Genomic DNA, 12,075 nt, shown 5'->3' with positions numbered 1-12,075 from the left:
CCTGTTACGGGTTGATCGCGGGGTCCGTGATCGCGCCGTCCGCCACCTTCCACTTGTCCAGCACCGACTTGTACGACCCGTCGGCGATCAGCGCCTTGGTCGCGTCCCGCACCGCCTCGGCGAACGCCGCCTGGTCCTTGCCGACCACGTAGCCGTACGGGGCCGCCTCGTACTGCTTGTCGAGCAGTTCGAGGGCGTCGTTGGACTGGGTCACCGCGTACACCCCGACCGGGTAGTCGGCGAGCATCGCGTCGTCCTTGCCGGAGACCACCGCGGCGGTGGCGGCGTCCTGGCCGGGGAACTGCTCGACGGTGATCGCCGGCTTACCGGCGTCGGTGCAGGTCTTGGAGCGCTTCTGGATGTCCTCGACCTGGACGGTGTCCTTCTGCACGGCGATCTTCTTGCCGCAGGCGTCGTCGATCGTGACGCCGGCCGGGTTGCCCTTCTTGGTCACCCACTGGGTGCCGACCTGGAAGTAGCTGACCATGTTGGCCTGCTGCTTGCGCTCGTCGTTGATGGTGAACGACGAGACGCCCACCTCGTACTTGCCGGTGCTCACGCCGGAGATGATGTCGCCGAACGGCGCGGAGACGAACTCCGCCTTGAGGCCGAGCTTCGCCGCCACGGCGGTGAACAGCTCGACGTCGAAGCCGATCACCGTCTTGCCGTCGCTGTCGAGGAACTCCGCCGGGGCGTACGTCGAGTCGGTGCCCACGACGATCTTGCCGTCGGCCTTGATGGCCGCCGGGACCTTGTCGGCCAGCGAGGTGTCGGCCGACGCGCTGACCGAGGGACCGCCGCCGGGCTGCTCGGTGCTCTCCTCCTCGCCACAGGCGGCGAGGGAGAGCAGCAGGGCGGTCGCGCCGGCGACGCCGAACGCCGCCCGCCGACCAGGGGTGAGGTGGAACATGCGTGTACTCCTTTGCGAGGGGGCGACGGTCAGGCCACGCCCAGGTAGGCCTCTTTGACCGACGGGTCGTGCAGCAGGTCGGCGCCGGTGCCGCTCTTGACGATGCGGCCGGTCTCCAGCACGTACGCCCGGTGGGCCCGGGCGAGCGCCTGCTGCGCGTTCTGCTCCACCAGCAGGATCGTGGTGCCCTGCTCGTTGATCTCGGTGATGATGGAGAAGATCTGCTGGATCAGCATCGGGGCCAGACCCATCGACGGCTCGTCGAGCAGCAGCAGCTTGGGCCGGCTCATCAGCGCCCGGCCGACGGCCAACATCTGCTGCTCGCCGCCGGAGAGGGTGCCGCCGGCCTGCTTGCGCCGCTCGGCCAGCCGGGGGAACAGCTCCAGCACCCGGTTGAGGTCCTGGGCGATGCCCGCCCGGTCCCGCCGGGTGTAGGCGCCCATGTCGAGGTTCTCCAGCACGGTCATGCCGGGGAAGATGCCGCGACCCTCCGGGGCCTGGCACAGCCCCCGCCGGACCCGCAGGTCCGCCCGGAGCTTGGAGATGTCCTCGCCCTCGAAGCGGATCGCCCCGGAGGCGATCGGCCGGATGCCGGAGATCGCCCGCATGGTGGTGGACTTACCGGCGCCGTTCGCGCCGATCAGGGCGACGATCTCGCCCTCCCCCACGGTCAGGCTGATCCCGTGCAGCGCCTGGATCCGCCCGTACAGCAGGCTGACGTCGTCAATCTCAAGCAGCATCGTCCGGTACCCCCAGGTACGCCGCGACCACCTTCGGGTTGTCCCGCACCTCGGCGGGCAGCCCCTCGGCGATCTTCTTCCCGAACTCCAGCACCACGATCCGGTCGGTGACACCCATGACCAGGCGCATGTCGTGCTCGATCAGCAGCACGGTCACGCCGGTGTCGCGGATCTGCCGGATGAGCTGGAGCAGCTCCTCCTTCTCCGCCGGGTTGAAGCCGGCGGCCGGCTCGTCCAGGCAGAGCAGCACCGGGTCGGTGGCCAGGGCCCGGGCGATCTCCAGCCGGCGCTGCTCGCCGTAGGACAGGTTGCGGGCGAACTCGTGCATCCGGGGCCGGATGCCGACGAACTCCAGCAGCCGTTCGGCCTTCTCCCGGCCCTCGCGCTCCTCGCGCCAGTGCCGGGGCAGCCGCAGCAGCGCCGAGATCACGCTGGTCTTGTGGTGCGCGTCGGCACCGACCTGCACGTTCTCCAGCGCGGTCATCTCCGGGAAGAGGCGGATGTTCTGGAACGTCCGCGCCATGCCCATCTTGGTGATCTGGTGCCGCTTCTTGCCGCTGATCTTCTCGCCACGGAACCGGATCTGACCCTCGCTGGGCTGGTAGATGCCGGTCATCGCGTTGAAGCAGGTGGTCTTGCCGGCGCCGTTCGGGCCGATCAGCCCGAGGATCTCCCCCTTGTAGAGGGTGAAGTCGACGTCGTTGAGCGCCACCACGCCGCCGAAGCGCAGCGTGACGTGGTCGACCTCCAGCAGCGGTTCCCGCCCGGGGATGGTCTCGACGGCGGGCGCGCCCGCCTGGGCCGGTACGGCCGGGGTCTGTTCGGTGTCACTCACCGACGATCACCTCCTTGCGGCGGTCCTTGAACTCCGCCGCCCGTCGTCGGTTCGGGATGAGGCCCTGCGGCCGGAAGATCATCATCACCACGAGCACCAGGCCGAAGAAGAGGAACCGGTACTCGTACAGCTCCACGCCGAACAGCTCGATGCCGCGGAACCGCTCGATCATGTACGCCACCAGGCCGCCGCCGACGATCGCGCCGACGATGTTGCCCGAGCCGCCCAGGATGACCGCGGCCAGGATGATGATCGAGTTGAGCAGCTCGAAGTTCTGCGAGTTGACGAAGTTCTGCTTGCCGGCGAAGAGCGCACCGGCCAGGCCGGCGATCGCCGCGCCCGAGGCGAACGCCCAGAGCTTGAACTTGAACGTCGGCACGCCCATCAGCTGCGCGGCGTCCTCGTCCTCCCGGATCGAGATCCAGGCCCGGCCGACCCGGCTGTGGGTCAGGTTCCGCACCCCGATCACCACCAGGATGATCAGCGTGAGCACCAGCCAGTAGTACGGGCGGGCGTCGAGCACCCCGAAGAACGGCTTGCCGTCGGCGTACTTGCCGGGCGGGTGCGGGATCTGGTTGAAGCCCCGCTGGCCCTTGAGGAACTCGGAGCTGGTCGCCGCGATCCGGATCATCTCGGCGAAGCCGAGCGTCACCAGCGCCAGGTAGTCACCGCGCAGCCGCAGGGTCGGGGTGCCGAGCATGACCCCGGAAACCATGGTGAGGGCGATCGCGATCGGCACCACCAGCAGCCACGGCCACAGCGTCTTGAGGTCGCTGCTCGGCGAGGTCAACACCGCCACGGTGTACGCGCCGACGGCGAAGAAGCCGAAGTAGCCGAGGTCGAGCAGGCCGGCGAAGCCGACCACGATGTTCAACCCGACCGCGAGCAGCACATAGATCGAGACGGTGAAGAGCACCTGGGTGAAGTTGGAGCCCGTGGTCGGGATCGGCCCCAGGTACTGGTAGAACTCCTTGTTGGGCAGCGCGTAGAAGAACGCGATCAGCGCCGCCAGCGCCACCCAGCGCACCCAGCGCGGGGCGTCGTGCCAGCGCTGCGCGACGGCCTCGCGGCCGTGCCGCAGCCGTGTCCCGATCCCCTGCTGCTGCTCGGGGGTCGGCGGATTAACCGTCGTTGTCATGCCCGTGCCCTTCCCAGCGATTCGCCCAGCAGACCGGTCGGCCGGAACATCAGCAGCACCACCAGCACGGCGAAGGCGGCGAAGTCCTTCCACTGGCTGCCGAACAGCCCCGAGGCGTAGTTCTCCACCACACCCAGCAGCAGGCCGCCGACCAGGGCGCCCCGCAGGTTGCCGATACCGCCGAGCACCGCGGCGGTGAACGCCTTGAGGCCGAGCAGGAAGCCGACGCTGTAGGTCAGGGTCTGGATCCGCACGTCGTAGAGCAGGCCGGCGACGCCGGCCATGGAACCGCCGGCGATGAAGACCATCAGGATGATCCGGTCCTTGTTCACACCCATCAGCGCGGCGGTGTTGGGGTCCTGGGCGACCGCCCGGATGCCCCGGCCGACCCGGCTGCGGTTGATGAACTGGTCCAAGGCGACCATCATCACCAGCGCGGCGCCGAGGGTGAGCAGCTGCACCGCGCTGATCGGCACGCCGAAGAGGTGGAACACGGGCTCGGAGCTGACCAGCTTGGGCGCGCTCTCGGGGAGCCGGCGGGTGTAGACGCCGAACGCCTCCGAGATCGCGATGGACGCGCCGATCGCGGTGATCAGGAAGGCAAGCGGTGGTGCGTTGCGCTTGCGCAGCGGGCGGTACGCCACCCGCTCGATCACGGTGGCCGTGCCGGCCGACGCGATGGCCGCGACGATCATCGCGACGAGCAGGTAGAACAGGATCGAGCCGAGCCCGCTGACCTGGGAGTCCTGGTTGAGGCCGAAGCCGTTCCAGGTCCAGATGGCGGCGAACGCGCCGGCGATGAAGACCTCGGAGTGAGCGAAGTTGATGAGTCTGAGTACGCCGTAGACCAGCGTGTAGCCGAGCGCGACCAGGGCGTAGATCGCACCCTGTGTCAGGCCGGTCGTGGTGAGTTCCCCGAAGTTGGAGAACAGTCCGTCGAAGTTCACGGGAGGGCCGCTCCGTCAGGTGTGGAGAAACAGGTGGTGCGGCCGGGAGCGAGCTCCCGGCCGCACCCGCGATCTGTCGTCAATCGCTCTCGGCGACCGTGGTCAGGCCTTCGGGATCTCCTGGTCGGGGACGACCTTGCCGCCCTGGACCTTGAACGCCCAGACCTTGACCTGCGCCGGGTCCAGCTCGCCACCCTCGACGAACTTGTAGCTCGACGCGACGCCCTCGCCGCTGTAGTTCTTCACGAACTCCAGCAGGTCGGCCCGGGTGGTCTTCTTGGCCTTGATGCCGGCGAGCAGGATGTTCGCGGCGTCGTAGGCGGTGTCGCTGTAGGTGCCCGGGTCGGCGCCGTTGAGGGCCTTGAACTCCTCGACGAAGGTGCCCCGGGCCTCGGCGGCCGGTGCGCACGGGCAGGTCATGATGGTGCCCTCGGCGGCGGCGGCACCGGCGGTGGTGATGTACGCCGGGTCGTTGGAGCCGTCACCGACGACCAGCGGGGCGGTGACGCCGGCAGCGGTGAGCTGCTTGCGGATCAGGCCGGCCTCCTGGTAGTAGCCGCCGAAGAAGACGGCCTTGACGCCGGCCGCCTTGACCTTGGTCACCACGCCGGAGAACTCGGTCTGCTTGCCCTCGCCCTGGACCTTGTCCGAGCCGACGACCGCGCCGCCGAGAATCTTCTTGACCTCGTCGGCCAGGCCCGCGCCGTAGGCGGACTGGTCGTCGATGACGTAGACCTTGTCGGCCTTCATCACGTTCTTGATGTAGGTGCCGGCCGCGGGGCCCTGGCTCAGGTCGTTGCCGACCGCCCGGAAGAAGGTCTTCCAGTTCTGCTGGGCGAGGCTGGGGCGGGTGGCGGAGGGGGTGATGGTGACCAGCCCGGCCTCGTTGAACAGCGGGCCGGCGGCCTCGGACTCGCCCGAGTAGGCCGGGCCGACGATGCCCAGGAGCTTGGCGTCGTCGATGGCCTTCTGGGCCAGACCGGGCGCCTGGTCCGGGCTGCCCTGCGAGTCCAGCTCGGCCAGCTCGACCTTGCAGTCGGCGTTTTCCTTGTTGTACTTCTCGACGGCGAGCTTGACGCCGTTCTTCTCGTTGATGCCCAGCGCCGCCGAGCTGCCGGTCAGCGCGCCGAAGAACGCGATCTTGCTACCGCAGCCGTCCCCACCGGACGCCTCCTCGTCGCTGCCGCTGGAGCAAGCGGTGCCGCCGGCGACGAGCGCCAGCATGGCGACTCCACCGATCACGCGTGCGAGCTTCTGCCTCAAGGCCGGAACCCTCCTCCGTCGCATGGTCCGAACCACCCGCTGCCTATTGGCCCTTGCGGGGGCGGACGAACCAGACCGTCGTCGCCGGTCTGGGCCGGGACGTTATCCCACCGGGAAGCTGCGACGTAAGCCCCAGCAAGCGGGGTTGATCGAACCGTTACACGCCGTGGCGGATTCGAAACGATCGCTGTAAGAACCATCAGTTCCGAGAGACTTTCACTTTTTATTCGAAGGCGCGCACCCGTACCGGCCACCGCCCCCGCCTATAGCCACTCAAACCCGCCCCCACCAGGCATGGGAGCCTCTGCCGTCATCGGCCAGCAGCAGCAGTCGACCATCGCCGCCGGCCACCGTCAGCGCGGTGTCGCCGCCGTCGGCCACCGGCAACGGCACCCGCACGGAGCGCCACGACACCCCACCGTCCGTCGACACCCACACCGCGCGACCGACGCCGTCACCGGTCACCGCCACCAGCGCCCCACCCACCACGGCCAGCCCCACCACCGACAGCACCCCCGCGCCGGCCGTCCCGAACCCGCCGACCTGCCGCCACCGCGACCCGTCGTCGGCCCACCACACGGCGAAACCGTCCGAAACCGCCCCCACCGCCACCGGCCCGCCGTCGCGCGGCACCACCCGCTCCGCCCGCCCCCGGCCGTCGGGCACCGGCAGTTCCGCCCGCCGCCAGGAACGCCCGTCGACCGAGGTCCAGGCCATCGGCCGCAGCGCCGTGCCGCCCGCCGGCAGCAGCGACCCGACCACCAGCCACCCCACCGGCAGGGCCACCGCGTCGTACGCCGCCGTCCGTCCCCGGGCGTCGCCGGCCAGTTCCGGCAGCCCCTCGGCCAGGGTGAACCCGCCCGCGTCCGGCGACGTCCAGACCGCCGCGCCGTCGGCCCGGGCACCCGCGATCAACCAGCCCTGCGCACCGGCCGCCACCCGGGCCACGCTGACCGCGCGGGGGCCGCCGAACAGCTCGAACGCCGCCGGTACCTCCCGCAACGGGCCGTCGCCGTCGCGGACCCAGGTCCCGGTACGCGGGTTGCCGTGCACCCCACCGTTCTTCGCGCCCAGCGCCGCCACCCGCCCTGCGGCGCAGGCCGCCGCGTAGAGCACGTGCTGCCGGCCGTAGAACGTGCTGGCCGCGACCGGCACCGGCAGCCAGGTGGAACCGTCCGTGCTGGACCAGGCCGCCGGGCGGCTGCCACCGGTGGCGTCGACGACCCCGCCGACCAGGAACCAGACCCCGGCGCAGGAGACCGCGTCGCGCAGCACCAGCCGGCCGGCCGGACCGGGCGGCACCGGCAGGGTCGCCTCCCGCCACGCCGGCTCGACCGGCGTCGACCGGCCGTCACCCCGCCCGGCCACGTCGTTTCCGTGCCGGTCGCAGCCGGCGACCACCAGGACCAACAGAGCGCACACCACGAGTACGCGCCGGGCAGACATGCATCGATGCTAGGCAGCGGAACCCCGCCGTGGGGGGCGGGTCGGGCCGCCCGACCCGGCGAACCGATCGATCACTGCGCAGACGGGAGCCGGGTGATCGGGGGCAGGGGTCCACCGGCCGAGCGGACGGCCGGCCGGTACGGCGTGGTGTCGCCGCCGGCGCGGGACGGACCGCGCCGCACGGGTCGACGTCAGGACGGAACCGGACGGCCGTCGGGGCGGATTCGTCCGCCGGTTCGGAGTGGGTCGCCTCGCCGACCGGACGGGGTGGGCCGCCGGGCGGGGAGGAAAGACGGACCGATCGGCGACCGGTGCGCCGACAGGTCAGGAGGTGGGCTGCTCGGCGATCTCGCCACCGGCGGTCTCGGCGAGGATCCGCTCGGCGACCTCCTTCATGGTCATCCGGTGGTCCATGGCGGTGCGCTGGATCCACTTGAACGCCTGCGGCTCGGTCATCCCGTACGTCGTCATCAGCGCGCCCTTGGCGCGTTCGACCGTCTTGCGGATCTCCAGCCGGTCGGTGAGGCCGGCCACCTCGGACTCCAGGGCGGCGATCTCGGAGTAGCGGGACAGCGCGATCTCCACCGCCGGCACCAGGTCGCTCTTCTGGAACGGCTTGACCAGGTAGGCCATCGCACCGGCGGCCCGCGCCCGTTCCACCAGGTCACGCTGGCTGAACGCGGTCAGGATGATCACGGGGGCGATCCGGGCACCGGCGATCCGCTCGGCAGCGGCCAGGCCGTCCATGATCGGCATCTTGATGTCGAGGATGACGAGATCGGGCTTCAGCTCCTCGGCCAACCGGACGGCGGTCTCGCCGTCACCGGCCTCGCCGACGACCTCGTAACCCTCCTCGACCAGCATCTCGGCCAGGTCCAGTCGGATGAGCGCCTCGTCCTCGGCGATCAACACCCGCCTGCGCTCGGCATCCGTCTGTGTCTCGGCCACCAGCCCTACCCCCACCATCGATCCCACACGGCTACCACCCATGCTCCCGTATGAGCCTAGTCGGGTACAGTGAGCCACGCGCCCCTCGGGGTGACGCCGGGATGATGGAATCGGCAGACATGAATGCCTCAAAAGCATTTGCCTTAACAGGCGTGCGGGTTCGAGTCCCGCTCCCGGCACCTTGTCACACACCTGTTCGATGATGCCCCGGTGCATCCACCAGAGATCCGGGCCCGCGCCCGGCAGGTGCACCGCGCCGGCGGTTCGGTCGCCGACGCGGCACGTGCCGTCGGCCTTCCCTACCGCACCGTCTGGCACTGGTGCAACGACCGTCCCGAGGCGCGGCAGCGGGGCACCGAGCTGCGGTGCTTCCGGTGCCGGGACGGGCTCGACGGTCCGGCCGACCCGGTGGCCTACGCCTATCTCCTCGGCCTGTACCTCGGCGACGGCCACCTGGTGACGACGGCCCGGGTGCCGGTGCTGCGGATCTACTGTGCCGCCGCCTGGCCGGGGCTGGTCGACGCGTGCGACCTGGCCATGCGGGCCGTGCTCGCCACGACGGTGCAGCGGGTGCGCAAGCAGGGCTGCGTCCGCGTGCAGAGCTACGGCCGGCACTGGCCGTGCCTGTTTCCCCAGCACGGGCCGGGCCGCAAGCACGAACGCCGGATCGGCCTGGCCGACTGGCAACGCGAGATCGTCCAGCGCCGGCCGGGCGACTTCCTGCGGGGTCTGTTCCACTCCGACGGCTGCCGGGTGGACAACCGGGTGACCGTGCGGGGCCGACCGTACCTGTCGGTGGCGCGGCGGGCGGCGGTCGCCACCCTGGACGGCCACGTCGGCCCCAAGCACTGACCCGTCAGCAGGGCCGACCGCCCCACCGGACGCTCACCCCGCCGCGAGCGCGCGGGCCAGGTCGGTCCACAGGTCCTCGGGGTCCTCCAGGCCGACCGAGATCCGCAGCAGCCCGTCGCCCGGTTTCGCCTCCCCGGCCACCGGCCGGTGGGTCAGCGAGGCCGGGTGCTGGATCAGGGTGTCCACCCCGCCCAGTGACACCGCGTGGGTGATCAGCCGGCAGGCCCCGGCGACCCGGGCGGCGGCCGACGCGCCGCCGCGTACCTCGACGGCGAGCAGGCTTCCGGTGCCGACGAGCTGCCGGCCGACCAGCCCGGCCGGGTCGTGCACCGAGGGGTGGTGGACCCGCGCCACGGCCGGGTGCCCGGCGAGCCGCAGGGCCAGCTTCTCCGCACCGGCCTGCTGCGCGCGGACCCGCAGCGGCAACGTCTGCAGGCCCCGGTGCAGCAGGTACGCGCCGAGCGGGTGCAGCACCGCGCCGGTGACCGCGCGCACCTGGCGCAACCGGGCGGCCCAGTCGGCGTCGCAGGCCACCACGCCGGCGAGCACGTCACCGTGTCCGCCGATGCTCTTGGTGGCGCTGTGCAGGACGAGCGCGGCGCCGTGCCGGGCGGGCTGTTGGAGCACGGGGGTGGCGACGGTGTTGTCGACCAGCAGCGGCACGTCGCCCACGGCGGCGGCCAGGGCGGCGATGTCGACGAGGTCGAGGGTGGGGTTGGCCGGGGTCTCCACGACGACCAGTCCGGTGTCGGCCCGTACGGCGGCGGCGACCTCGTCGGGACGGGCCCAACTGACCTCGGTGCCGAGCAGGCCGGTGGCGAGCACGTGGTCGGTTCCCCCGTAGAGGGGACGTACGGCGACGACGTGCCGGCGACCGTCCCGGGTGGCCGCGAGCAGGGCCGCGGTGAGCGCGGCCATGCCGCTGGCGAAGGCGACCGCCGCCGGGGTGCCTTCGAGGGTGGCCAGCGCGGCCTCGAAACGGGCCACGGTGGGATTCCACAGCCGCTGGTAGACGGCGCTGTCGCCGGGCGCGAGGGTGCCACCGGTGGCGAGCAGTTCGTAGGCCGCGCCGCCGGCCTCGACCGACGGCAGCGGGTTGGTGGTGGACAGGTCGATCGGCGGTACGTGCACCCCGAGGGCCGCGAGGTCCTCCCGGCCGGCGTGCACGGCCCGGGTGTCCACCGACGTGTCGTCGAGGGTCGCCCCGACGCTGGGGGTAGGGGGTGCCGTAGCCGCCGTCATGCCGGAAAGCCTCGAACATCAGCGTGACGACAGGCAACACCTTCGAACGATATTCTGGCGGTGCGGCTTTTCCTACGCTCGAATTCGCGGGAGGATGCCGGGATGCCCCCCGCACCGAACGATGTACGGCCCTTCGCCACCCTGGACGACGTCGACCGCGCGATCCTGACCGAGCTGGCCGCCGACGGCCGGCTGCCGAACAACGCCCTCGCCGAGCGGGTGGGGGTGGCCCCGTCGACCTGTCTGACCCGAACCCGGGCGCTGCGGGACTGCGGGGCGATCCGGGGCTTCCACGCCGAGGTGGACCCGGCGGCGGTGGGGTTGCCGTTGCAGGCGCTGGTGTCGGTCCGGCTGACCGCGCACGAGCGGGCCGCGGTGGACGCCTTCCGGGCCCGCTCGGTCCGGCTGCCCGGGGTGGTGTCGGTGTTCCACGTGGCGGGCGCGGAGGACTACGTGCTGCACGTCCGGGCGGCGTCGGGTGACGCGCTGCGCGACTTCGTCCTGGACCAGTTGGCGGTGGACCCGGCGGTGCAGCACACCCAGACCAGCCTGATCTTCGAGCAGGCCCGCGGCCGGGGCTGACCCGGACCCGGGACCGGGCCCGATCAGGGAACAAGTCCGGGCCGGGGCGGGTTGGGCCCAGGTGTGATCGACGTACCGTTGTCTGTTCTTGATCTTGCTCCGGTCGCCGCCGGGGCCACCGCCTCCGAGGCCCTCGGGCACACCACCGAGCTGGCCCGCCGGACCGAGGAACTGGGCTACCGCCGGTTCTGGGTGGCCGAGCACCACAACATGCCGGCGATCGCCAGCTCCGCACCGGCGGTGCTGCTCGCCCACCTGGCGGCGCAGACCACCACGATCCGGCTGGGCTCGGGCGGGGTGATGCTGCCCAACCACGCGCCGCTGGTGGTCGCCGAACAGTTCGGCACCCTGGAGGCGCTGCACCCGGGTCGGATCGACCTGGGCATCGGCCGGGCCCCCGGCACCGACCAGCGGACCGCGCTGGCGCTACGGCGCACCATGGAGGGGCTGTCGGCGGAGGGTTTCCCCCGGGAGCTGGCCGACCTGATGAACTACTTCAGCGGCGACGACCCGGGCGCGATCACCGCCAGCCCGGGGCTGGGCCAGTCCCCCGCCGTCTGGCTGCTCGGCTCCAGCGGGTTCAGCGCCCAGCTCGCCGGGCTGCTGGGGTTGCCGTTCTCGTTCGCGCACCACTTCAGCTCCCAGCACACCCTGCCCGCGCTCCAGCTCTACCGGCAGAGTTTCCGGCCGTCGCGCTGGCTGACCGAACCGTACGCGATGGTGGCGGTGAACGTGGTCTGCGCCGACACCGACGAGCGGGCCGAGTGGCTGTCCGGGCCGGCCGGGCTGTCGTTCCTCAAGCTGCGCTCGGGCCGGCCGGAGCCGCTGGCCAGCCCCGACGACGCCGCCCGGTACCCGTACACGGAGCTGGAGCGGGAGTTCGTGCGGCAGCGCCGCGACGGTCAGGCGATGGGTTCACCGGAGACGGTCCGCCGGCAGCTGTCCGAGCTGCTGGCCCGCACCGGAGCGAACGAGCTGATGCTCACCACCATGGTGTACGACGTGGCCGACCGGGTGCGCTCGTTCGAGCTGGTGGCCGGGAAGGTGGCCGGCGGGCTGTCCCGGAGCGTCTGAAACACGCTCTTCATAGCCACGTCACCCCACCGTTGCGGACGACCCCTAACTTTATTACCGGTGGTGGTACGGCACTCCCGGTCGGGACGGGTCGGGGG

Annotated in this window: 12 protein-coding genes and 1 tRNA gene; 4 read left to right on the top strand and 9 right to left on the bottom strand. The window is 71.4% G+C overall.

Annotation, left to right across the window (positions count from 1 at the left end; translation table 11 throughout):
• Window positions 1–4: 4 nt before the first annotated feature.
• The 8 genes from ACWCHM_RS05685 to ACWCHM_RS05650 all read right to left on the bottom strand — a co-directional run bounded on the left by ACWCHM_RS05685 (window position 5) and on the right by ACWCHM_RS05650 (window position 8,227).
• Window positions 5–910, bottom strand: coding sequence for an ABC transporter substrate-binding protein (locus tag ACWCHM_RS05685; protein ID WP_204959189.1), 906 nt, complete (start codon window positions 908–910; stop codon window positions 5–7).
• Window positions 911–939: 29 nt separating this feature from the next.
• Complete coding sequence (locus tag ACWCHM_RS05680; protein ID WP_204959190.1) at window positions 940–1,650, bottom strand: ABC transporter ATP-binding protein; 711 nt, start codon at window positions 1,648–1,650, stop codon at window positions 940–942.
• Window positions 1,640–2,485, bottom strand: coding sequence for an ABC transporter ATP-binding protein (locus tag ACWCHM_RS05675; RefSeq protein WP_454221663.1), 846 nt, complete (start codon window positions 2,483–2,485; stop codon window positions 1,640–1,642). Before ACWCHM_RS05675 ends, ACWCHM_RS05680 begins: the two co-directional genes overlap by 11 nt.
• Entirely contained in the window at window positions 2,478–3,623 is a 1,146-nt protein-coding gene (locus ACWCHM_RS05670; RefSeq protein WP_454221662.1) for a branched-chain amino acid ABC transporter permease, read from the bottom strand. The genes ACWCHM_RS05675 and ACWCHM_RS05670 overlap by 8 nt, the downstream gene beginning before the upstream one ends.
• Complete coding sequence (locus ACWCHM_RS05665; RefSeq protein WP_204959192.1) at window positions 3,620–4,570, bottom strand: branched-chain amino acid ABC transporter permease; 951 nt, start codon at window positions 4,568–4,570, stop codon at window positions 3,620–3,622. Before ACWCHM_RS05665 ends, ACWCHM_RS05670 begins: the two co-directional genes overlap by 4 nt.
• A 102-nt stretch (window positions 4,571–4,672) precedes the next feature.
• Window positions 4,673–5,833 (bottom strand): branched-chain amino acid ABC transporter substrate-binding protein, encoded by a 1,161-nt coding sequence (locus tag ACWCHM_RS05660; protein WP_204959193.1) that lies wholly within the window; start codon window positions 5,831–5,833, stop codon window positions 4,673–4,675.
• A 273-nt stretch (window positions 5,834–6,106) separates the two neighbouring features.
• Window positions 6,107–7,279 carry a hypothetical protein gene (locus tag ACWCHM_RS05655; RefSeq protein ID WP_454221661.1) on the bottom strand — a complete coding sequence of 391 codons (1,173 nt, stop codon included), beginning with the start codon at window positions 7,277–7,279 and terminating at the stop codon, window positions 6,107–6,109.
• A gap of 324 nt (window positions 7,280–7,603) precedes the next feature.
• Complete coding sequence (locus ACWCHM_RS05650) at window positions 7,604–8,227, bottom strand: ANTAR domain-containing response regulator (RefSeq protein ID WP_088643111.1); 624 nt, start codon at window positions 8,225–8,227, stop codon at window positions 7,604–7,606.
• A 95-nt stretch (window positions 8,228–8,322) separates the two neighbouring features.
• On the opposite strand from ACWCHM_RS05650, the gene ACWCHM_RS05645 reads away from it, so the two are divergent.
• Window positions 8,323–8,406: transfer RNA gene (locus tag ACWCHM_RS05645), tRNA-Leu, on the top strand.
• 31 nt (window positions 8,407–8,437) lie between these two features.
• Window positions 8,438–9,079 (top strand): transcriptional regulator, encoded by a 642-nt coding sequence (locus tag ACWCHM_RS05640; protein ID WP_421487819.1) that lies wholly within the window; start codon window positions 8,438–8,440, stop codon window positions 9,077–9,079.
• 33 nt (window positions 9,080–9,112) lie between these two features.
• On the opposite strand, the gene ACWCHM_RS05635 is transcribed toward ACWCHM_RS05640, so the two are convergent.
• Window positions 9,113–10,321: a trans-sulfuration enzyme family protein gene (locus tag ACWCHM_RS05635; protein WP_454221660.1), complete on the bottom strand. Its 1,209-nt coding sequence runs from the start codon at window positions 10,319–10,321 to the stop codon at window positions 9,113–9,115.
• Window positions 10,322–10,423: 102 nt separating this feature from the next.
• Between ACWCHM_RS05635 and ACWCHM_RS05630 the strand changes: the two genes are divergently transcribed.
• Both ACWCHM_RS05630 and ACWCHM_RS05625 read left to right on the top strand, forming a co-directional pair.
• Complete coding sequence (locus ACWCHM_RS05630) at window positions 10,424–10,903, top strand: Lrp/AsnC family transcriptional regulator (protein WP_088643109.1); 480 nt, start codon at window positions 10,424–10,426, stop codon at window positions 10,901–10,903.
• Between the two features lie 63 nt (window positions 10,904–10,966).
• Window positions 10,967–11,977, top strand: a complete 1,011-nt coding sequence (locus ACWCHM_RS05625; RefSeq protein WP_454221659.1) for an LLM class flavin-dependent oxidoreductase — start codon at window positions 10,967–10,969, stop codon at window positions 11,975–11,977.
• Window positions 11,978–12,075: the final 98 nt, after the last annotated feature.

It is taken from the genome of Micromonospora sp. SCSIO 07396 (assembly GCF_053667945.1).
Note: the sequence above shows the minus strand (reverse complement) of the source record. Positions and strands in the feature narration are given on the sequence as shown.